Source organism: uncultured Sphaerochaeta sp. (assembly GCF_963676625.2).
In the GTDB taxonomy this organism is placed as follows: domain Bacteria; phylum Spirochaetota; class Spirochaetia; order Sphaerochaetales; family Sphaerochaetaceae; genus Sphaerochaeta.
Genome location: NZ_CAXXYB010000013.1, coordinates 83964 through 105954 on the forward strand (window position 1 = coordinate 83964; position 21991 = coordinate 105954).

Here is a 21991-nt window from a genome sequence, read left to right on the forward strand (position 1 = left end):
TATGTGAGCATTCTCATTTTCGACTCCCTTCTGATTCAATTCTGGCATAACATAGTATATTCTTGTCATACCCTAAAAGGAAGGCGGGAACCATAATGGAAGTATCCTTGTGGTTTTTCCCGATCAATGTAGCTTTCAGTTCTTTGTTTCAAACAATCCAAAACTCACAGCACCCTTCTTGCAGAACAATATCCAGAGCGGGTTTTCCCAACTGGCATATCTTTCTTTTGATGGAATCCGTACTTGGTTTCGATCACATCCAAATTGTTCATATCTATTGCCATTATATCATCATCCATTAGTTTTTTTCTTGCATAATGATCTCTTGGAGAGTCATACAGCCACAAACCTGAACGGCTTCGTGGCTGTATATCTACAATAGTTAGTCTCTCAAGAAAGTCAACGCCTTATTTCTCCAGAGAATAGGGAAGCATTGCATAGAAAGCACTGCAAATCTCAAGGTCATCTATTCTGTTGATTTCGTTTGGCGCATGAGCTTGGGACTCATCGCCAGGTCCAAAGCCGATAGCCGGAATCTTATGACGTCCGGTGGTGGCAACAAGGTTGGTGGAAAAAGTCCACTTGTCTACGACAGGAGACTTTCCAAACAGTGCCTCATGGCCTGCTACCCCGGCTTTCACCAAAGGATGAGTTGCATCGATTTTCCAAGTCGGGAAGTAGAGTTCCTGTGAATAGGGTTTCTTTGTCCAACCGATTTTTTCGTAGTTGGGCATTTCAACGATAATTGATTGCGGATCATCACCAGTTGCCTTGGAGACATATTCACGGACCTGACTGATGGCCAGATCTGCATCTTCACCCCAGGTAAGCCTTCGGTCACAATAGAGCATGGCATAGTCTGCCACGGCGCATTGACTGGGGCCTTTTACGTCCATCTGGCTGACAGTGATGGTACCTTTGCCAAGGAATTTTTCTTCATCAGGTTGGAGGTCCTTATTGAGTTGTTCAATGGCCAAAGCTGCCTTGGCAGCTTTATAAGCAGCACTGACACCTCGTTCAGGAGCGCTTCCGTGACAGGAAATACCCTTGAGGATGATACGAATTTCCATACGACCACGGTGGCCACGATACAGTCGGCAAGAAGTAGGTTCAGTAGAAACAATCAAGTCAGGGCGGAAATTTTCCTCTTCGATAAGATACTTCCAACACATACCGTCACAATCCTCTTCCATTACGGTAAAGGTAAAATAACAAGTATATTCGCCACCATAACCGAGTTCCTTAAGGATACGACCGGCCGTTATCATTGAGGCTGCACCACCCTTCTGATCGGAAGAGCCACGGCCCCAGACCTTTCCATCCTTTATCTCCCCTGAAAACGGATCAAAAGCCCAGTTTTTCAGGTTCCCTACTTCCACGGTATCGATATGTGCATCAAAAGCAAGCTTCTTTGGCCCATTTCCTACACGACCTATCACAGAACCAAGTCCGTCAATATACACTTCATCGAATCCAGCTTCCTGACAAAGCGTAACGATGAGACGGCAAACATCCTCTTCCTGGGCGCTATAACTTTTTGTCTGCACCAGTTTTGAGAGATTCAGCGCCGTATAGTCACGATATTCACTGGCCTTGGCCCTAATCTGTTCCTGAATACTCATAATAAAAACCCCTTTGATTTTCTGTCAGTCTTATTTTTCAATCGTCCAACTCAGGGAGCGATTTTATCAACTTTTTTCCATACGCGTTGGGCAACTTCAGCTGCCTTGGCGTAGATTTCCGCTGTATCGAGGCCAGGAAAAGCATGGTTTTCCATGACAAGTTTCCCATCAACGATAACACTTTCCACGCAATTGCTACTCATACCCCAAACAAAATGTGCTGCAGCATTATCCGCTACCAGAGGAGTAGGGTTCTGGTAGTCAAGGATTGCCAAATCAGCCTTATAGCCTGCTTCGACTCTTCCAAAATTGCCATCGAAATATTTTTCAACCAGCTTGTTGCCTCGGGAAAGAGCCGTCAGATAATCTCCCGGCCACCAAGATCCTCCCTGATCCTTATGCTTGAAAAAGGCAATCTTGAGTTCCTCAAACATATTTCCGCCACAACCATCGGTACCAATGATAAGGTTATCCACATCCTGGATATGTTTGCAGTACCCTACATTATTGTTCATGTTGCTCCTTGCATTGTGCGCAAAGAAACAACCCTGTTCGTTAATCTTGGCAATTTCCTTTTCATTGAGCCAAAGCCCATGGACCAGCAAGGAATTGGGAGTAAGCAATCCAAAGAAATCAAGGCGGTCTATGATATCCTTATTGTAATGGTGATGAGAATATACAACATCATATTTATCCTCGGCAACATGAAGATGAAGTCCCGATCCGGTTTCCTGCATTGCCTCTGACATCATACGAAGCCCTTCATCAGGAATCGTGAAAGGGGCATGCCCTCCGATCATTCCACGAACGAGCTTTCTTCTCTTGCTGGATTTTGCAAAAGAGATATTTTCCGCCACTCCTGCCTCGACTTCCTTCATTCCAAAATTGCGATCAGTCACCTCATAGCAGGTAGTTCCGCGTACCCCAACCTCTTCCATGCCATTGGCGATGGTATCGAGTGAACCTTTGATATAGTTGGGACTTGCATGGTGGTCAATACAGGTGGTGGTCCCTGCCTTGATGGCATCGAGGGAACAAATGAGGGAACTATAATAACAGGCCTCCTCATCCAACCCACGGTCAAGACGCCACCACCATTCCTTCAGTACCTGAATAAAATCAGTCTGAGGACCTGCACTAATCAGCATTCCCCTGGAGAGTCCTGAATAATAGTGGTGATGACCACAAACATTTCCGGGAATGACCGTCTTGCCTTTTGCCTGTATTACCTTGTCTGCCTTGACACCATCTCCTGCATTCTTTCCCACTGAGAGGATGATGCCATCGGAAATGACGACATCTACATCCTCTGTTACAGCAAAGGGAGGCATGGTCTGCATGACACGGGTATTCTTGATTACGATCGTTGACATGATACGCTCCTTAGTCTTCTACGATACCAAGCAGATATGCATAGGATGTATATACTTCTTCAATGAGGGCAGCGACTTCATCAGTCACGCCTTCCTCGTCGCCCACCAAAATACCATCTCCATCCATTGAACAATTGTAGATTTTGCCATCAAGTCGAATTATGATTTCCCCATTATCGGCATAAAATCCTTCATTAGTGGAATTCTCAAAATCATCCATTCTGCTAAAGAGAGTAAATTTCTTTTTATACGGACCGCCGTCCCAAGGACAGAAGGTTTCGCAGTTACCGCATTCGTTGCAATAGGCATCGAGGTGAAGAATCTGGAAGGGATTGTCAAATACTCCCGTATTACGCACATCAATAGCGACATTTGCCCTATTGGGACAGACATCGACACATTTATTGCAGAGGTAGGAACACTCGAGGCAACGCATGGCCTCTGTCTGGGCAAATTTCTTGTCCCCTTCTGTCATTGAAGACATAATCAGACTCTTTTTTGCATTGATGAGAGCAAAATAGGCGTTTTCCTCAGTAGCAAGATTTTCGAGCTCCTCAGGAGTCATTTCGTCATCGTCATCTTCCTCATCGTCATCATCGCAACAACAGTCATCCCCATGGTCATGGTCATGCCCGCACGTGCATTCATGATCCTCTCCATGGTCATGGCCACAGCAACAATCCTCGTCATCGTCATCCTCATTGTCATCAACTGGGCCAAGCACCTTGTCAATGCAGGCTTCCACTGCCGTACGGGCACTGGCTATACAACGGACAACAGTGGAGGGGCCACTTTGCACATCACCGATGGCATATACCCCTTCAATTTCTGATTCAAGGGTTTTGCTGTCGACTTTCGGCCAACCTTTTTCATTTACGGGAAGACCATACCAACCAAGGGCCTCACCATCGGCATGCTCGCCTATCGCGGTAATCATTGAGTCAGCAACCAAAGTAAAGGTCTCGTCGGTAGAAACTGGACGACAACGACCTGAGCCATCCTTTTCCCCGAGTTTCATCTTACGGACAGTCAAGATGTTTCCTTCAAAAGATTCCGGATTGGAGAGGAACAGGAATTCAACCCGTTCTTTCTTTGCAAGGTCAAACTCTTCCAGATCAGCAGGCATCTCTTTTTCTGTCCTGCGATATACTACGGTGACTTTTTCCACTCCGGGAACCCTGAATGCGGCACGGGCACTGTCCATGGCGGTATTGCCGCCTCCGACCACCACCACGTTCTTGCCAAGGGTTACCGAAGTAGGATCCTTACGATAGGAGGCAAGGAAGGACAGTGAATGAAGAACCCTTGAGGTATCTCCTCCGATAAGAGGGATATCGTTATCCTTTTCACTTCCTATTGCATAGAAAACATAGGAATAACCGTTTTCCTTCAGGGCTTTTACCGTAATATCCTCGGGTTTTGCCGAAAAGTGGAAATCAACACCATGGGCCTTGATAAAGGAAATATCACTTTCAATAGCTTCAACAGGAATACGGAACCCTGGGATGACATGACGAATTACGCCACCGGCATTTTCCTCACGTTCAAAGACAGAGGTATCGAAACCACTGCGGGCAAGAAAGAAAGATGCAGAAAGACCAGCAGGACCGGCGCCAATGACGGCAGCCTTTATCTCGCTCTTTTCCGTGGGGCCTTCCCAGCTCGCCTTGAATTCGTCAAATCCATTTTCCACTGCAATCTTTTTCATTTCACGAATCTTGATTGCACCTTCATAATCCATTCGTGTGCAATGAAGTTCACACTGATGATCACAAATATTGGAGGTAATCGCGGGAAGGGCATTCTTGTCGTAAATAAGAGCCAAGGCATCGGCGTATCGTCCCTCACCGACCAGTTGGACATATTCAGGAACATCCTGATGAATGGGACAGGCAATCTGGCAAGGGGCAACATAGCAATCGAACAGAGGCAATGCCTGCCCGATCTTTATGCTGTCAGTTCCCCTGAATTTCTTTTCCGTTACCGAATATTTGCCATTGCAAGCATCCTTTGAAAGCTGTTCCAGCTTTGCAACATCAATGGACTGCATATCCCAGGCATCGCTCTTTTCCAGAATGGTGACAATCTGGTTAAGTCTGGAATAGCCACCTGGCTTGAGCATATCGGTTGCAAGGGTGATGGGCCTGATTCCGGTTTCAAAAAGGGCCTGGATAGTAAGGGCATTGGCACCACCACTATAGGAAATGGGGAGTTTTCCACCAAATTCCTTGCTCAGTTTACTGGCAACAGTGGTGGAGATAGGCAATAGGGAACGACCTGACATATACATCTCGGCACCGGGAAGCTGGCCTTGGTCATTGACCGTCCCCAGTGTATTGGTAAGCTTTACACCAAATCCCTTGCCTTCTTTTTTAGCAAGAGATACCAAGCGGTGAAGCATGGCCAAGGCATCATCATATTGCAGATCATGCTCAAAATTCTCACGGGTAAGTCCAATATAATCAAAACCAAGGGTATCCATGATATTGCGCACTGCATCATATCCAAGCAAGGTCGGATTGAGTTTTACGAAGGTATCAATCTTCTTTTCCTTGAGCATATAGGTACAAATTGCCTCAATTTCCTTCGGAGGACAACCATGCATGGTACTGATAGTCGTTGAGGGGCTGATATTGGCGCTGATCTTGGAGGACAGTCCCTTGAGTTTCTTTTCCAACCCATCCCAAGGAGAACCATCGAAAAGGCCCTCTTCGAGCATGGCCTCCAGTTCATCGAGGTATTCCTGGAAACGGGAGTCCTTATGGGCATCAAGCATGGAATCAATGAATTGCTGCATCTTCTCGGTCTTGATTCCCTCCAAGTTATATCCCACGGACATATTGAAAATAAAGGAAGGTTTTTCGAATTTTCCTTTGTGATGCAAAGCTTCAAGTACGTGCAGGATAATCCAGGCCTTGGCATATTCATCCCAGGATTTACGCAAAGAGAATTCTGACGACCACTCTACGTTGTAGCCTTCATCACGGGCATCGATACAAGGTTTCTCAATCTCCAGGGCATCCATGATCTGAACAGTCTTCAATTCAATGAATCTTCCACCAGAAAGATAACTGGTAATGATATTCTGGGCTAATTGGGTATGAGGACCGGCTGCCGGGCCACAGGCAGTTGAGCACTGTTGACCGAATACTTGCATGCCATGTTTGCCTTTGTCCATATAAAACTGTTCTTCGGCAAGTCCGAAAATTGAATGATGGTTACGATATTCTCCAACAATACGGGTGAGAAGTTCCGAGAACGGAACCGGGCGCATAATGTCTGCCATACTCTCTCCTTCAAAAAGGTGTCTAGGGGCACAAGGGCCTGACCTTTTCTATTCTAATGCAGATTCAAGAGAAGTCAATTGCTTTTGCAACATTTTGCAACAACAATTGAATTTTTTAATACCTATAAATAAAATCTAATTTACTGTACATCATAAATTCTACTATATATTTTATTGGATACTACAAAACCAAAAAATATTATTAACAAATACAGCAATATTCCAATACAAAACCTCATTTTCCAGAAGATACGGACACGACTACCAGTCTCACTGTTGACAAACAACCAAATCAAACAGGTCCCATACAGCTTATACAGGATCAATTACTCTCAGTCCTTTCCATGCATTACAACAAAATTCTGACAGCCTAGCCCTCTATAACAAAGCCAAGAAGAATCTTCAGCATTTTTAAAAACCTTTATTTCTACTGTCTTTATAGTAGCCCTATGTGCAATAAAAGTCAGCAGAAATACAGTGATGTATCAAAACAAATCTCACTTTACCATAATATTTTCACTATTTACTGATTATTAGCGCAATTACTTATGCATAAATCTAACTTTCACGAATTTTTCTCTTTACATTTTAATCCATTACTGTATACTTGATTAATCGAAATATGCATCCTAGTAGCCACATGGAGGAAAAGACATGTTGATCAATTTGAATGTCAACCCTGAAATAAGGAAAAAGAACATTAACCGCTGTAGGGAAAAAGGTATTGTCCTTCCTACTTTCAAGCAAATGGTGGACCCTTCCACCGTACCAGAGGAAATCAAGGCCAAGCTCGCGCATACCGGCTTATGGGATATTGACCCGGTCAATCTTTTTAGGATTACCTGGCATAATGAACCAGTTGAAAAGGGCGGTGAATTCTGTGGAGTAAACTATATTGAGGTTCCTCGCGAAATCACCGGTTGCAAGGCACACATCCTTGCCCTTGTCGGCAAATGGTTTCCTACAGGCGCACATAAAGTAGGCGCAACCTACGCTTGTCTCGCTCCTGCACTCGTTTCAGGTAACTTCGATTCAGTCGACCAAGAGGCCGTATGGCCATCCACCGGCAACTATTGCCGTGGGGGTGCCTACAACAGTGCTTTGCTGGCTTGCAAATCCATTGCAATCCTTCCTGCAGAAATGAGCAAGGAACGTTTCAACTGGCTTAAATCTGTCGCTGGTGAAGTTATTGCAACTCCAGGATGTGAATCAAACGTCAAGGAAATTTTCGACAAATGCCATGAGCTCGACGCAGAACGCGGCAAGCACATCGTCATTTTCAATCAGTTCGACCAATTTGCAAACTATCTCTGGCACTATACGGTAACCGGTGGGGCCATGCTTGAAGTACTTCACAAATTGGGTATCAAAGCTGAAAATGTTCGTGGTTATGTATCTGCTACCGGTTCAGGCGGAACTTTGGCAGCTGGCGACTTACTGAAGGAAAACTATCCTGGAATCAAGATTGGTGCGGCAGAAGCCCTGCAGTGCCCGACCTTGCTACGCAATGGTTTCGGTGGTCACAGAATCGAGGGTATCGGCGATAAACATGTTCCTTGGATCCATAATGTAAAGAACACCGATATGGTCCTTGCCATCGATGATCAGGACTGCATGGATGTCTATCGCTTGTTCAATGAAAGCGCCGGTATCAAATACCTCAAGGAAATTGGTGTTCATGATGAAGATATCGCAAACCTCCCGTTGTACGGAATCAGTGGTATCGGCAACTTCCTTGGCGCAATCAAAATGGCCAAATACTACGAAATGGACGAAGATGATGTAATCTTCACCGTCCTTACCGATAGTTCCGCCATGTATACCTCACGTATCAAGGAGCAGGAAGACCTTCAGGGCAAGTTCGATGAGCTGGCTGCTGCACGCACTTTGGCTGCTTGTCTCCACCACCAAGGTATCGAGAATGCCGTTGAATTGAACTACTACGACAGGCTTCGTGTTCATAACCTCAAGTACTATACTTGGGTTGAACAGCAGGGCAAGACCTACGAAGAGATCAATGCCCAGTGGTACGACAAAGACTACTGGAAACAGATTCCCGCCCTGGCAGATCAGATTGATGAGATGATCAAGGCGTTCAACAAGGAAGTCTTGGCGAAATAATATCGCTTTTACAAAAATGCCGGGCTTAATCGTCCGGCATTTTTTATCTTGGAGGAAATATGCGGTTTACCTATGAATGTTGCGATTGTGGCAAGACCTTTGAATCGGAAGAGGTGCTCTACCAGTGTCCCGATTGTTCCAGACTCAATGACGGATCTACGTTTCCCAAGGGCAACCTGATTGTCAGGCTCAACAAAGACGATCTGCAAGCCTTGGCAAAAAAGGATCATGTGGATATGTATGATTTCTTTCCTTATACCATACCTACTCCACAAGTATATCCAGTTGGGGGAACTCCCTTGGCTACGCCTGCTCGCCTTTGCAAGAAATATGGAATCAAGAACCTGACATGCAAACTTGACAGTGCCCTACCCTCGGGTTCATTCAAGGATCGTGCCAGCCAGTTGATTGCAGCCCAGGCCATTGCCCATGGAGAAAATCGCATTGCCTTGGCCTCGACCGGTAACGCAGGCGCAGCCATGAGTTGTGCAGGGGCGGCCTATGGATTGGATATCATCCTGTTTGTCCCTGCTACGGCCCCGATCAACAAATTGATGCAAAGTGTCCTCTATGGGGCAACAGTGGTTCCCGTCAAGGGAACCTATGATGATGCCTTTGCCCTTTCGATTGCCTATACTGAACGTTTTGGGGGAATCAACCGCAATACCGCGTACAACCCGATGACTATAGAGGGAAAGAAGAGCATCTCCATCGAATTGTTCGAACAAATGGGAAGGAAAGTCCCTGATGTTGTGTACGTACCTGTTGGCGATGGTTGTATCTATGCAGGGGTATTCAAAGGTTTCCAGGACCTTCTGGAAGCAGGGATAATCGAGAAGCTGCCCCATATTGTCTGTGTGCAAAGCAAACAAAGCAATGCCATCAGCCAGGCTTGGAAGACTGGTGAATTCAAATGTTTGGAAAATGCCACAACCCGAGCGGACAGCATTAGCGTCGAGAGTCCTGCAAACGGACGCATGGCCGTGCGTTACATCAAGGAATGCAAGGGTTGGGCCACAGAAGTCGAGGATACCGAGATTTTCGAGGCTCAACTTGAGCTGACCAGGGAAGCAGGCATATTCGTGGAACCTGCAGCCGCTTGCGCCTGGGCAGGAGTAGTCAAGGACAGTAAGATGCTTCTTGAAAAGTTTGGCAAGGAAGTCAGCGTCTGCACACTCCTTACCGGAACAGGATTCAAGGATATGGCTGCTTTTGCCGGAAGAGTCTCAATTCCTGAAGCAATCGAAAATAGCAAGGAAGCAGTTATCAAATACTTCGAGAAATAGTGACTGAAGACGATTCATAAAACAGGCAGAGATTCAAGATCCCTGCCTGTTTCTATATAAATTACATCAAGAACGGTAGATTCAAAAAGGATGCCGCAATATATCTCGGCATCCTTTTGTCATTTTGTGACATGCCAGCCATTACTCTAGTTGGCATGTCTTTTCAAATCAATAATTGACCAGGTTATAACTAGTGATGGACTTGTTGATATCCTTGGCCATTCCATCCACAGTTGCCTGTGAAGTCAGTTCATTGTTGGCAAGACGAGCAATATAGTCCTGTACAATCTGACGTGATTCGGCAAAGACGCTGAGCAAAGCTCCCGCATATTTCGGGGAAGAACTGTGCAACTGGTCAAGAGCAACCTGGAATTGAGGATACTTTGCAATATTCTCCTTGAAGGTCGCAGTATTGGCAGCAGCAACAGTTACAGGGAAATAGCCGGTCTTTGCATTCCACATGGCCTGCATATCGGGGGAAATCATGAATTTCAGGAACTCCCAGGTAGCATCCATCTTTGCTTCGTTGCCGGTATTCATCATCCACATTGAACCACCACCAACAGAGACACCACCGACATCATTGCGGTTGATCGAAGGGAAGTAAGCAACGCCAATCTCAAACTTGTCCCCAACGTTCTGGAGCAAGGATTTCAAAGCTGCCGTGGATTCGAGTACCATGCAGGTATTTCCTGAAATAAAAGCTGCCTTGGCATCATTGTTACCTTGGTTGAGATATGGTGCAATTCCTTCCTTGAGTACCTTGTTCCAAACATTGACAATTTGCAAACCACCACCATTAGCGTCAAAATCAACTGCCGTAGCGTAATTTTTGCCACGTCCGTTGTTATTGTTTACATAGTTCTTTCCCATCTTTCCGATCCACTGCTCGAAGAACCATCCATAGTTACCCATCCCGAAGCCATAGCGTTGGACGCTTCCGTCGGAATTGACAATCTTCAGCTTGCTTGCCATAGCATAGATATCTTCGAAACAAGTCGGGACTGTAGTGATTCCTGCTTCCTTGAATGCCGTCTTATTATAGTACAGAACAGGAGTGGAACTGTTGAACGGCATGGAATACAGAGTTCCGTCCACTGTGTAATAAGCAGCAATATTAGGTTCAAGCTGGCTGATATCGTAGTTGTCTTTCGCAATGTATTTCTGCACTGGGACTATCCAGCCAGAATCGATCATATAACGAGTTCCGATATCATAGACTTGGACGATATCACAGGGATAATTTCCCCCAGCAGCCTGGATTTTGGAAAATTCATCATCATAAGTGCCCTGAAACTCGTAATTTACGTGTATCTTGCCCTCATTTTGCTTGTTGAATTCATCCACCATGGAGACCATGGCTTCACCGTTCACTCCTCCCATTGCATGCCAGAACGTAATTTCCTGAGGTCCAGCAGCCTTTACAGGAGCACTCTTGCTTGTCTCTGCGGCACCATTGGCGAAACAGGTTCCAACTAAAAAGACACCAACCAGAAGCAAGCAAAGGACTTTCTTCACTTTTCCATTCTTCATTTTTCTCTCCTCCTCGTACATAATTCCAAAAGAACGTAAAACTCGTTCTTTTGCCAATATCTCAATCAACCGGCAGGTTCTCTGGGGTAGAGCATAATAGCCCTTCCTCCAAGGACTATCCTTTCACTGCCCCTGCCATCAGGCCGTTGATCAATTGCTTGTTCATGAAAACGAAAATACTCAAGGATGGGACAATTACGATTACAACTCCTGCCATCATCAGGCCTAGGGACTGTGCATCAATGTCATACAACATTGATATACCTATCTGCACAGTACGGTAATCACGCGAATTAGTGACCAACAATGGCCACATATACTGATTCCAAGTATTGAGGAACACGTATGCGCCCAAGGCTCCGAGAGCCGGCCGTGAAAGCGGCAGGACAATACTTGCCAAGAAACGTAAATTGGAACAACCATCGAGCTTGGCCGCTTCGTATAATTCCTTCGCAAATGTAAGATAATACTGTCTCAACAGAAAGATTCCCATTGCACTGGTTAGATAGGGAAAAATCAAAGCCTGATAGGTATCCAACCAGCCCCACTGGGCCATAGTCAGGTAATTTGCGATTATGGTGACCTCACCGGGAACCATCATCGTGGCTAGAACGCATATGAACAATATTTTCTTTCCCTTGAATTCAAGGAAGGAAAAAGCAAACGCTGCCAGCGAACAGGTAGCCATCTGTCCTAGCATAACGACCGTCGATACGATAAAGGAATTAAAAATCATCCTCAGAAAGTTATAATAGGGGTTAACGAACGCCTGGATGTAATTGATAAAATTGACTGAAGTCGGGAAAAGATGGTTACTGTATATTTCGTCAGCCGGCATTACCGATATGGATAGCGTATACAGCAAAGGAACCAAAATTATCAGCATAAGAGGAATATTCAATACAAAACGCCCTGCATTTTGCAATCTTTTTCTTTGTATGGTTTTTATTCGCATCAGTAGTTTACACTCCTCTTCTCGAATCTAAACTGAATAACCGTAATGGTAAGCACTATCAAAAAAAGGATGATCGATCGTGCTGCGGCTGACCCGAACCTAAAGTTTCTGAAAGCATCTTTGTATATTGACCATACCATAACATTGGTAGCATCCCCCGGGCCTCCTTCAGTCAATAACTTAATCTGGCTGAAGGACTGAAAGGCTCCGATGACATTTATGATCACTTGGAAGAACAATGTAGGGGATATACTCGGCAAGGTGACATTGAAAACTTTTTTCCAATATCCCGCGCCATCTACGGAGGCGCTGTCGTACAGTTCTGCAGGAACTCCGCGAAGTCCGGCACTGATAAAAATGAAGTTGATGCCACTGGTAAGCCAAATTGTCATTCCCGCCACTGCGGCCAGCGCATAATGAGAATCCCCAGTGAAATTGATTTGGGTGCCCATCAAGGAATTTAGCAACCCAATGGTCGGATGCAGTATCATCTTGAAAGACATGGAAGCAGCTGCGGAAGCTATTGCAATAGGCATGGCATACACTGCTGCCGTTATACTGGACCCAAAATATTTCTTTTCTGTAAGGAGACTCGTGGTCAAGCCGATAATCAACCCTCCAAGTGCTACGATAATAACAAATTGAAACGTTACGACAATGCTTGCCCAGAATGAAGGATCCCTGAACAGAGCAAGATAATTATCATTCGCCGTGAATGCGGCAAAGATCTTTGGCTTGCCTACTTTGTTGGTCAAAAAGGCACTGAGATACATTGTACGAATAAAGGGATAATACAGAAACAGGGCAAAAACAGTGAGAGCGGGAAGTAAGAACAAGTAAGGTTCAGATATGTTCAAGATACTTTTCTTCCCAAGAGATGCAATCCGTATTTTTTTGGATACTTTCATTAGGCACTCCAATCAGTTGGTTGTTTTTTTCCGGCAAGATCATAAAAACCCTTTTGGGGTCGACCTATTCGTTTCATTGGGAACGAACGCAAAGCCTAGCCCTACGACGTCAATAAAACTAAGTAACGCCTTTCAGCTTTCAAACCTCCCCTTTCTTATTTCCACCCTGAAATAAGGTATCATGAACCGATAATTGAAAACGTTACCAGCAGATTTATTATATTTATGGCTTTCAAGAATCGTCAAGTAAAAAGGCATTTTTTTAAATTCTGAGTTTCTGCAGTAACTATAAGAATGAATTAATTTCTTTTTTGTTAGGAATATATTAATTTTTATATAAAACGACTTATAAAGAGGAACCGCATATTCTGCGGTATCCATCAAATTGTAAGCATTGAATCTTCTTAATACATAAATATAATATGATAACGTTTTCATACACTTTTATTTATTTTTGCTGTAGCAAAAACATCAAATGAGAAAAAAAATATTCAAACCAAAGATCGTTCAAATATTCTTGACTACAATATAAGTCTACCATGGAAACAGCTTTGTCAGTATTGATTTCTTTATAAATCCATCTGTAGGGGATTCTTGCTCCTGATAATGATCGGCGAGCATTTCACTCTATTTTGGTAGGGAAGTTCCTTTAAGCTATCTTTTAGGGTATTATTTTTTCATCTACCAGGAATTGAACAAAGGGTCCTGAGGAAAATTCCCTCTGGACCCTTTTACGAAATCGACTACCGATTCATCTACCTATTTTCAACTCTTCCATCTGCATAGCGGGCAAATCTTCCCTGTGTTCCAGCATTGACTTGATCAGGACGTTCCCAGGGCCACCCCCCAAACTCCGTCTCTTGATAGTCTTCGAAGGCTTTCTGGATTTCTGACTCTGAATTCATGACAAACGGTCCATACTGCTCAACTGGTTCATCAATTGGCTCTCCTTCAAGAATCAACAGGAAGCTTTGGGCATTCCCATTTTCCAGGAGAATCTCTTCATCACCAGCCAATTTCACTCGATGGGAAGATTCAACTTTCTCCCCATCGATCGAAAGAGTATCTGTTCCTTGGAAGAAATACAGATTTCGTTTGGTTTTCTCGGTTCTTTTGGGAAGCACCACAGTACCCTTGGCCTCCAGCTTTATCAGAAAAATACCCACTTGATGAGCTCGATCCATTGCATAGGAATCAGGGGAAGGATCCAAACTCAAGGTATCGGAAAAACTTCCCGCAATGACGTCCACGCTTCCTCCCTCAAAATTCACTTTGGGAATATCCTCTGCCCAAAGCATCTTGTAATGAGGTTCGACCATTTTATCCTTTGAAGGAAGATTCAACCATATCTGGAATAATTCCAGGGGATTGTCCCTATCCTTGTGGACCAAGGGAAACATCTCGGCATGCTGACAACCTTTACCGGTGGTCAACCATTGGACATCCCCGTTGCCATACCGTCCACAAGATCCCTTGGAGTCAAAATGATCGACCAAGCCTTGTGTCACTACGGTAACGGTTTCAAATCCACGGTGGGGATGCATTGGGAACCCTGGAACGACTTCTCCATGATACATGGAAAACCCATCCTTACCTGAAAAATCCTGTCCCATCAGACGCCCTTGCAACGAGACCTTCGGTCCTAATTGGTCATTGCCGGCAGGATAATGATCCTGATGGTGGGCAACGAACAAATAGGGACTCTCTGTAGACCAGTGAAATCCAATCTTTTCTATCTTTATACTATGCTTATTCATATCTGGCAAACTCCTGTTTCCGGATCACAAACCACCGGATTACCTATAAGTTCAATGAATTCTCCGTTTCCGGCAAGAATACTGCGAACAATTTTTTCCTGTACCAAGGTCTTCATATAGGCTGAAACCTCTGATACCTGTATATCGAAAGCCATCCTGATTTCTTCAGGGGCTACCCTTTTATAAGTCTTGATGAACTGCAAGATATTCTCTTTGGAAACAGGAGAGATGGCCTCGATGATTTTCCCGCCTGACAAGGAGTCAATTACAGCCTTAAAAGACTCATAGCTCTGGTATCCTCGAAGCAAAACCTCTTTATTTCCATATTGGATAAGCGAAGTAGGAAAACCATGGACGCCATATCGTTGGGTAGTTGCAAGGTCTTCCTTGAAAGCCTTTTCGGCAGAACCATCCTTGAGGTGCAAGATAAACTGACTGACATCAAGGCCAACTTCCGAAGCCAATTCAATAAGGACTTCCTGTCTATTGGTCAGTTTTGCTTCCACAATGGAAGCCTCCCTGAGCCTTCGCAAGAATTTATCTGCAAGCTGTTGGTTCTCCATCTGAGCCGCTTTATAGGCAATGTTCAAAGGATAGGCGGATGGATATTCCTTTGAAAACAGATGAAAACCCTTGGCGACTACAGGCATGTGATGTTTTGCGGAGGCTTCTTTCCAATGAGAATTGATAACGTCGTTTGTATGCTCAGGATTTCTTTCGGAACTGATCGAACTGCTATAGAAATCACTGATATCCCGTACCAAGCCCCCCATGACAAATGTAAGTTCAAGGTGGTCCTTATATCGTGTCTCCAACTTTCTGAGAATGGGTTCAAGGGCCCAACACCAACTGCAAACAGGATCAGTAAATTCAATAATTTTTATTTTTTGTATTTCACTCATAATTTTTCGTATATACATATACCCTTTACTTGATTCTCTTCAATAAATGAATCAATTGGTCTTTCTCTTCCTCTGATAAATCAGAGAAACTATCTTTCAGATCAATTACATGGTGTGGAAATATTTCCTGAATATAGGATCGTCCCTTTTCTGTAATTTCGATGAAAGCCGATCGATTATCCTGGGCATTGACAGTTCGCCTGGCAAGCCCGTCTCTGACCAAGTTGCTGATGACAACGGTCATATTTCCTGGGGTTGAAAGTACTGCGTCAATGATTTGTTGTATGGTAAGGGGACCCTTATGGTAAAGTGCTTCCAAAACCGCAAACCGGCTGGCAGTCAAACCTCCAGTCATGAAAATTGTCGCCGATCTTGCATGCACCCGCTTGGTAGTCCTGCTGAGTGCAATCATCAGCTTCAGATCCTTTATATCATCTTCTTCGAATAGTCTCTTATTTTCCATACATTCAAAATACTACTAATTAGTAGCAATCGGCAAGCTGATTGCATGTCTTCAATCATTTCCATTGTAATAAGAGAACACCCAAGCCAACATATTGTTGATTTGGGTGTAATTCCTTACTTTGTATAAGGCATGCCGAAAACGGGAATCGAACCCGTACGACTTTGCAGTCAAGGGATTTTAAGTCCCTTGTGTCTACCAGTTCCACCATTTCGGCAAAGAGATCAATTTTTATCGTCTGTATCCAGCATGTTGGGAAATACCGAGGCATCCGTCCTTATAGGAATCAATCGTTTGATAAACGGTTGGACTCCGATATACGTCTTCTGGAACTCGTCTTCACTTTCCTTGAGTGCCGCCTGCCAAGCTGCCCCGAAACCAGGGCTATTGATCGTCAATCGGTCAACGGCAAGCTGATAGACATGAAGTCTTGCAACTTCCTTCCTACCAGGTTTCTGGGAATAGGTATTCAAACTGATCCTGAGATTCTCGTTTTGTTTCTTGAGCTCCTCGGTAAGATCTTTCAATTTCGCAATCCCATCACCCTCAAGGTCCATTCTGTCAGTAATCATCCGCTTCAGTCTTTCGTTCTCCTTGGTCGCGACAAGGATTTCCTTGTGTCGTTTCACCGACATCGTAACCACAAGGACGATAGCAAGAACAACTCCGATTCCGAGACCGATAAGAAAGTTCTGCATGCATGACTCCTACTTACAAACTCTTGCTAAAAGGTACTGTAATGAAACAGTTTTGTCAAAGGAGAAAAGGAATCAAATCTTTCTCAATCTCCTTGTTTGAATGATTTTTGTTCCAGAATTGCAAAAATCCCTGGAAACATCATGACTTTTGAAACTCGCCCTAGTTGCAGAAATACAGAGCCGTTCCTTTTCAAGCCCTCTTTTCGTAGGTCCCATGTTCAAGGATATACCAAAGATCGTGACCAAAAAGGGGACTGCCCAGAACCTTCTTTTTGTATCCCTCGCTTGCATAGCCCAGCCTTTTTATCTGGATAGTCTCAATCTCCCTGCCAAAGGTTGCCAGGCAGTAGGAAGGCCTTTTATCTCCGTCAAAGGAATATCCGATGGCTCCTGCGTTTACTATCGTGGTATTTCCAAGCATGAAAGTTTGGGGAATATGGGTATGGCCACAAAAAATATGGCCTACCTTTTCTTTTTCAATCTTGCAAGATAAAAGCTTCAATTGATTGCTGCCCAGTGCCAAATGATCCTTGGAATGATACGGACTTCCATGACAGGCAATTATCTCTTCACCCTCCAGGACAATGCGCTGGGCGATTGGCCAGGAAGCAATATCGGCCTTTGCCTGTTCTGTGAGTTGTTGATCGCAATAAGCCATATTCTCATATAGTTTTTTTTCCAGGTCAGTACTCGGTTTGAAAGAAGTGATCTCTTCCAGATTTGCATCGGTATTACCCTTGATACAGCAAGAAGGATGCAAGGACAGAAGCATCTCATAGCATTCCCTTGGATACAAACCACAAAAAACCAAATCACCAAGGAATACTACCATATCAGGTTTTTCCTGACAGATATCGTTGGCTACGGCCTCAAAGGCAGGCAAATTCCCGTGAACATCACTGATACATGCAATTTTCATCGAATGAGCCTCTTCTGTTAATCAGTATACACCGTCTCAGTTTCTAAATAAATGAAAACCGATAGACAGGGAAAATTGCAGGCAAACAGGAAAATCTGGGTATTCCAAAAGAGCAATATGCTGAAAGGTAAAAGGTAAGTTCTCTGCTGCTACTTTCCTCGTTTTGCTTCTTTTCGCTTTTCTTGCCTGAGAAGAAATTTTCTTTCCAACTGACCTTCCCTTCTCACCTTATTGCTCGCCTTTCGCGTTACGGCTATTTCTTCCCGCTGTTTTTTCAAGGCCAACTGGCTTGCCGTTCCAATTCCCTTTACTGTTTCCTTTTTTACCTTTCGAATTGCACGTTTTACATTCATCTTGGTATCTGGGGAAATGTTTTGGACTTCAAGCGGAGTGCTGAAATGAATCCGATCATACTGATTTACAAGAAAATCAAGAAATTCCTGAGGTGTTGGCTCTGCGCCGAACACAACCCTTGCTACCTGATACGTTCCCATGTAGCTACACTCAAATACCCCTACCCAAAAAGGGGCATCAAAATAGACAGTACAACTGCCTTCGATCCGTTCCATAGATATGGCCTCCTATAAAAATCAAATGTCGGAAACGGACAACCAAGGAGGCAGGTTACTGACAGGTATCTGCGTCCGGACTACCAACCGGAACTGTGTTTTTATTTCGACAAGGAAAACTTACTATGCCATCACTATTTGGTCAATCTTATGTAAGGGGAAATGATAAAAACTAACCAAAGACAAGGACACTTCAAATACCTCAAAAAAGATTTAGTTCAAATTTTGTATATTTTATGTATGGATATTCATTTTAATTACGCAATATCAAGATAAAAAACATGAGCAATTTTGCTCTTGTTTTTTAATTATTTAATAGTATTTATTTGTAATTGTTACAGTTATAAAATAGCAATAATGGTTAGTCACCAAAAGAATCGTAAGCTCGAAAACAAATTATCCCTATAGGAAAAATAGAAAATTTACGGCAGTATCTTTGTCACCTACAATAAAAATCATCTTTGTAAGGAGTTACTGGACTATGAAAAAAACTGTACTGATTATTTCTATCCTAGCAATCTGTGCATCCCTGTCACCGCTTTTTGCCCAAGGATCAAAAGAAACCGCTGCAACAGATACTGCAAAAAAAACCGATTTGCTTCTCTGGCTTCCACCGTTTGCCTCATCAGGAGACACTCTCGATGAGCAATTCTGGTCAACAACCCTCGCTCCCTGGGCTAAAGAAAACAATGTAAATCTTTCAATTGAGATTACACCTTGGGGCGGTTATGAGGAAAAGTATCTTACAGGCTTTGCTTCTGGGGACGGCCCCGATGTAGGCTACATGTACATGCAAATGTTCGATGATTACATTGAAATGGGTGCCTTGGAAAATCTGGACCCGTACTTTACCCAAGCCGAGAAAGATAATTATTATTACTACGACCAAGGCAAAATCAAAGGTGCCCAATATGCCCTTCCCTTTGTCGTCGGCAATGCACGAGTCATGTATGCCAATATGGACATCCTTAAAAAAGCTGGGGTCACAAAACTTCCACAGACTTGGGACGAATTCATTCAGGCTTGCCTCTTGATCAAGAAGAATGTACCTGATGTTACGCCATTCGGACAGGCTTGGGCCGACCCTTCCATCGGACTCTTGGATGACAACTACTTCCCTTACCTCTGGCAGGCAGGTGGCAAGATCTATAATGATGAAGGAACCAAACTGGCCCTGATGGACAATGATGCCGCAATTGTAGCCGCACAATTCTTGTATGACCTTCGTTTCAAATATGGCATCATCGATGAGGCTGAGTTGGGCAGAACCACTGTAAGGGATGATTTCAAGCAAGGCACCATTGCATTTGCTTGCATGGATGCCAAAACAGGACAACGCTTGACTGATGCAGGAATCAACTGGGATTTCATTCCTAGCCTTGAAAAGAAAACCAAGGCAATCTGGGTTGCAAGTGATGCCTTGATCATCAACAGCGCTTCCAAGCATAAAGATTTGGCAGCAAGCTTGATCAAAACCATTACCAGTGCCCCAATCATGACAAAATTCCATACTGAAGTGGCTCAGTTCACCCCAATTTCACGAGATGAAGTCTATAATGACAATCCACAATTCAAAGATATGTATGAGCAGGATACTGCCTATTTCCACACCCTTCCCGTAGCAAAAGGTTCTGCAACCATCATGGATAACATGTGCAAGAACCTCCAGCTCATGATGATGGGTGAAGTCAGTCCAGAGAAAGCAATTCAAATGACAATGGATTATAGCAAGAATGTCCTGAACTAATGTATTGTCCAGAACAAACCAGGCGGAGAGCAGTCTCCGCCTGTGCCCTATTTTCACGTGATCCAACAGAACTGGAAGAACCTACTCCCCTTCGCTCATATAGTTTTATTACCTGTATTCTTTAACTGGAGGGGATTTTCATCAAGGAGTGTCCGATGCGTTACAGAAAAGAAGATGTCATCCAATCTTATCTATATATTTTACCCAGTTTTATTCTCATCTGCATTTTCTCGCTTATTCCCATTGCCATGAACATCTTTTTTAGCTTTACCAAATATAACATTATCAAACCTCCTCAACTTGTAGGCTTGAAGAATTATATACGGATGCTCTCGGACCCCTATATTACCTCCTCAATAATAAATACTATTGTCTTTACCTTGATTACAGTTCCCCTGCAAACAATCACTTCCTTGGTATTTGCCCATCTCATAGCTGAATATTTTAGGGGAAAATTCGGGGATACCTTGAAAAGCGCCCTATTTATTCCAGTCATTGCCTCTTCAGTGCTGGTAGGAACCCTTTGGTCAATCTTTTTGGAACCCCATGGGCCAATCAATCTTTTTTTGGAATTCCTCCATATTCCTGCTGTAAATTGGCTAGGAGGAAAATACACGTCGATGATCAGTATCTGCATGGCTACTATCTGGAAGAATGTCGGATATTTTTTGGTTATCTTCTATGCAGGGGTACTCGATATCCCCAAGGAACGTTATGAAGCGGCCCAAGTGGATGGGGCAACCCCATGGCAACGTTTTTTCCACATCACGCTTCCAGGACTCTCCTCGGTCACGTATCTGGTAGTAACCCTGGGAACAATCTGGTCCTTCCAAATTTTCGATATGGTTTTCACCATGACAGGGGGAGGTCCAGGCATGTCTACGGTAACATTAGTACTTACCATCTATAACTCAGCTTTCAAAGGTTATAACATGGGATACGCTTCTGCCATTGCGCTCCTGTTATTTGCACTGGTTCTCTTTACCCAGGCCATTCAGCGTAAGGTGTTCGGAGATACCGACAATGAATAAACAAACCAAGCAACCAAAAGAACTACGTATCTATCTGTTCAAAACACTTTTGACCCTTTCTGCAGTCATTGCCTGCATTCCCTTTCTCTACATGGCACTGATGTCCTTGACCCAAAAGGATACCCTGAACCTTGATTTCGATATTGCAACCTTCAGTTCCCTCAACTATATCAAGGTTATAAAGAATTTCAATATCCTGGTAAATCTTCGCAACAGCATCATTGTTACGTTTTCAGCCTGTATCTTGAATGGACTCATCTCTTCGATGGCCGCCTATGCCTTTGCGAAAAAACATTTTCCTTTCAGGGATAAGCTCTTTGCAATCTATCTGGCAACGCTCATGATTCCCGGACAAGTCACGATGATACCTGTCTTCATAATCATGAAGAACCTTGGACTGATGAACACCTATATTGCCCTCATTCTTCCCATCATCAATGCTTTCGGGGTTTTTCTCATTCGTCAGTTCATGGTCAGTCTTCCCAATGATTTGCTTGATGCCGCACGCATCGATGGCTGTGGCGAAAACAGGATTTTCTTTACCATAGTCATCCCCTTGGTACAACCTGTTTTGGTTTCGTTGGTCATTTTCACCTTTATCAGTAGCTGGAACGATTTTTTGTGGCCTCTGATAATTGCATCGAAACCGTCGATGAAAACCCTTACCTTGGCCATTGCTGCCCTGGAGGGAAGCTATTCCACCAACTATGGGTTGGTGATGGCAGGGGCGACCTTCACCTTCTTTCCCCCATTCATTCTGTATATGTTCCTTCAGAAACAATTTGTTGAAGGTATCGCGCTCAGTGGCATCAAAGGTTGAC

At 44.0% G+C, this 21991-nt stretch carries 17 protein-coding genes and 1 tRNA gene; 5 read left to right on the top strand and 13 right to left on the bottom strand.

From position 1 onward, the window contains the following. Positions 1-407 precede the first annotated feature (407 nt). The 3 genes from ACHZBG_RS16800 to ygfK are packed head-to-tail and all read right to left on the bottom strand — an operon-like array spanning position 408 to position 6281. Positions 408-1622 carry a YgeY family selenium metabolism-linked hydrolase gene (locus ACHZBG_RS16800; RefSeq protein WP_320130619.1) on the bottom strand — a complete coding sequence of 405 codons (1215 nt, stop codon included), beginning with the start codon at positions 1620-1622 and terminating at the stop codon, positions 408-410. Positions 1623-1672: 50 nt separating this feature from the next. Further along, complete coding sequence (gene ssnA, locus ACHZBG_RS16805; RefSeq protein ID WP_320130620.1) at positions 1673-2995, bottom strand: putative aminohydrolase SsnA; 1323 nt, start codon at positions 2993-2995, stop codon at positions 1673-1675. A gap of 10 nt (positions 2996-3005) precedes the next feature. Further along, on the bottom strand, positions 3006-6281 hold the full coding sequence (gene ygfK / locus ACHZBG_RS16810) for a putative selenate reductase subunit YgfK (RefSeq protein WP_320130621.1): 3276 nt from the start codon (positions 6279-6281) through the stop codon (positions 3006-3008). A 654-nt stretch (positions 6282-6935) separates the two neighbouring features. Between ygfK and ACHZBG_RS16815 the strand changes: the two genes are divergently transcribed. Beyond that, complete coding sequence (locus ACHZBG_RS16815) at positions 6936-8402, top strand: pyridoxal-phosphate dependent enzyme (protein WP_320130622.1); 1467 nt, start codon at positions 6936-6938, stop codon at positions 8400-8402. A 59-nt stretch (positions 8403-8461) separates the two neighbouring features. Then, on the top strand, positions 8462-9688 hold the full coding sequence (locus ACHZBG_RS16820; protein ID WP_320130623.1) for a pyridoxal-phosphate dependent enzyme: 1227 nt from the start codon (positions 8462-8464) through the stop codon (positions 9686-9688). A gap of 168 nt (positions 9689-9856) precedes the next feature. Here the strand turns inward: ACHZBG_RS16820 and ACHZBG_RS16825 are convergent, their stop codons facing one another. The 10 genes from ACHZBG_RS16825 to ACHZBG_RS16870 form a co-directional block, all read right to left on the bottom strand. Further along, positions 9857-11221 carry an ABC transporter substrate-binding protein gene (locus tag ACHZBG_RS16825; protein WP_320130624.1) on the bottom strand — a complete coding sequence of 455 codons (1365 nt, stop codon included), beginning with the start codon at positions 11219-11221 and terminating at the stop codon, positions 9857-9859. Between the two features lie 115 nt (positions 11222-11336). Then, positions 11337-12176: a carbohydrate ABC transporter permease gene (locus ACHZBG_RS16830; protein WP_320130625.1), complete on the bottom strand. Its 840-nt coding sequence runs from the start codon at positions 12174-12176 to the stop codon at positions 11337-11339. After that, positions 12176-13084, bottom strand: coding sequence for a sugar ABC transporter permease (locus ACHZBG_RS16835; RefSeq protein ID WP_320130626.1), 909 nt, complete (start codon positions 13082-13084; stop codon positions 12176-12178). The genes ACHZBG_RS16830 and ACHZBG_RS16835 overlap by 1 nt, the downstream gene beginning before the upstream one ends. A gap of 755 nt (positions 13085-13839) precedes the next feature. After that, entirely contained in the window at positions 13840-14841 is a 1002-nt protein-coding gene (locus ACHZBG_RS16840) for a pirin family protein (RefSeq protein WP_320130627.1), read from the bottom strand. After that, positions 14838-15743, bottom strand: a complete 906-nt coding sequence (locus ACHZBG_RS16845) for a DsbA family protein (protein ID WP_320130628.1) — start codon at positions 15741-15743, stop codon at positions 14838-14840. Before ACHZBG_RS16845 ends, ACHZBG_RS16840 begins: the two co-directional genes overlap by 4 nt. A 25-nt stretch (positions 15744-15768) precedes the next feature. Beyond that, positions 15769-16206: a MarR family transcriptional regulator gene (locus ACHZBG_RS16850; protein WP_320130629.1), complete on the bottom strand. Its 438-nt coding sequence runs from the start codon at positions 16204-16206 to the stop codon at positions 15769-15771. A 133-nt stretch (positions 16207-16339) separates the two neighbouring features. Further along, positions 16340-16423, bottom strand: a tRNA-Leu gene (locus ACHZBG_RS16855). A 7-nt stretch (positions 16424-16430) separates the two neighbouring features. Next, positions 16431-16904 carry a hypothetical protein gene (locus ACHZBG_RS16860; protein WP_320130630.1) on the bottom strand — a complete coding sequence of 158 codons (474 nt, stop codon included), beginning with the start codon at positions 16902-16904 and terminating at the stop codon, positions 16431-16433. A 190-nt stretch (positions 16905-17094) separates the two neighbouring features. Beyond that, complete coding sequence (locus ACHZBG_RS16865) at positions 17095-17823, bottom strand: metallophosphoesterase family protein (protein ID WP_320130631.1); 729 nt, start codon at positions 17821-17823, stop codon at positions 17095-17097. A 149-nt stretch (positions 17824-17972) separates the two neighbouring features. Next, the gene (locus ACHZBG_RS16870) at positions 17973-18392 is read right to left on the bottom strand and encodes a YjdF family protein (protein WP_320130632.1); all 420 of its coding nucleotides are present in this window, start codon (positions 18390-18392) and stop codon (positions 17973-17975) included. Between the two features lie 481 nt (positions 18393-18873). On the opposite strand from ACHZBG_RS16870, the gene ACHZBG_RS16875 reads away from it, so the two are divergent. The 3 genes from ACHZBG_RS16875 to ACHZBG_RS16885 all read left to right on the top strand — a co-directional run bounded on the left by ACHZBG_RS16875 (position 18874) and on the right by ACHZBG_RS16885 (position 21990). Further along, positions 18874-20139, top strand: a complete 1266-nt coding sequence (locus tag ACHZBG_RS16875; protein WP_320130633.1) for a sugar ABC transporter substrate-binding protein — start codon at positions 18874-18876, stop codon at positions 20137-20139. A gap of 155 nt (positions 20140-20294) precedes the next feature. After that, positions 20295-21170, top strand: a complete 876-nt coding sequence (locus tag ACHZBG_RS16880; protein WP_320130634.1) for a sugar ABC transporter permease — start codon at positions 20295-20297, stop codon at positions 21168-21170. Next, the gene (locus ACHZBG_RS16885; protein WP_320130635.1) at positions 21163-21990 is read left to right on the top strand and encodes a carbohydrate ABC transporter permease; all 828 of its coding nucleotides are present in this window, start codon (positions 21163-21165) and stop codon (positions 21988-21990) included. Before ACHZBG_RS16880 ends, ACHZBG_RS16885 begins: the two co-directional genes overlap by 8 nt. The last annotated feature ends 1 nt before the right edge of the window (position 21991 follow it).

Excerpts from the sequence above, each read along its gene's own strand:
- ygfK (WP_320130621.1), bottom strand. The coding sequence starts at position 6,281 with ATGGCAGACATTATGCGCCCGGTTCCGTTCTCGGAACTTCTCACCCGT.
- ACHZBG_RS16850 (WP_320130629.1), bottom strand. The coding sequence starts at position 16,206 with ATGGAAAATAAGAGACTATTCGAAGAAGATGATATAAAGGATCTGAAG.
- ACHZBG_RS16840 (WP_320130627.1), bottom strand. The coding sequence starts at position 14,841 with ATGAATAAGCATAGTATAAAGATAGAAAAGATTGGATTTCACTGGTCT.
- ACHZBG_RS16830 (WP_320130625.1), bottom strand. The coding sequence starts at position 12,176 with ATGCGAATAAAAACCATACAAAGAAAAAGATTGCAAAATGCAGGGCGT.
- ACHZBG_RS16870 (WP_320130632.1), bottom strand. The coding sequence starts at position 18,392 with ATGGAACGGATCGAAGGCAGTTGTACTGTCTATTTTGATGCCCCTTTT.
- ACHZBG_RS16825 (WP_320130624.1), bottom strand. The coding sequence starts at position 11,221 with ATGAAGAATGGAAAAGTGAAGAAAGTCCTTTGCTTGCTTCTGGTTGGT.
- ssnA (WP_320130620.1), bottom strand. The coding sequence starts at position 2,995 with ATGTCAACGATCGTAATCAAGAATACCCGTGTCATGCAGACCATGCCT.
- ACHZBG_RS16845 (WP_320130628.1), bottom strand. The coding sequence starts at position 15,743 with ATGAGTGAAATACAAAAAATAAAAATTATTGAATTTACTGATCCTGTT.
- ACHZBG_RS16860 (WP_320130630.1), bottom strand. The coding sequence starts at position 16,904 with ATGCAGAACTTTCTTATCGGTCTCGGAATCGGAGTTGTTCTTGCTATC.
- ACHZBG_RS16880 (WP_320130634.1), top strand. The coding sequence starts at position 20,295 with ATGCGTTACAGAAAAGAAGATGTCATCCAATCTTATCTATATATTTTA.
- ACHZBG_RS16835 (WP_320130626.1), bottom strand. The coding sequence starts at position 13,084 with ATGAAAGTATCCAAAAAAATACGGATTGCATCTCTTGGGAAGAAAAGT.
- ACHZBG_RS16885 (WP_320130635.1), top strand. The coding sequence starts at position 21,163 with ATGAATAAACAAACCAAGCAACCAAAAGAACTACGTATCTATCTGTTC.
- ACHZBG_RS16875 (WP_320130633.1), top strand. The coding sequence starts at position 18,874 with ATGAAAAAAACTGTACTGATTATTTCTATCCTAGCAATCTGTGCATCC.
- ACHZBG_RS16820 (WP_320130623.1), top strand. The coding sequence starts at position 8,462 with ATGCGGTTTACCTATGAATGTTGCGATTGTGGCAAGACCTTTGAATCG.
- ACHZBG_RS16865 (WP_320130631.1), bottom strand. The coding sequence starts at position 17,823 with ATGAAAATTGCATGTATCAGTGATGTTCACGGGAATTTGCCTGCCTTT.
- ACHZBG_RS16815 (WP_320130622.1), top strand. The coding sequence starts at position 6,936 with ATGTTGATCAATTTGAATGTCAACCCTGAAATAAGGAAAAAGAACATT.
- ACHZBG_RS16800 (WP_320130619.1), bottom strand. The coding sequence starts at position 1,622 with ATGAGTATTCAGGAACAGATTAGGGCCAAGGCCAGTGAATATCGTGAC.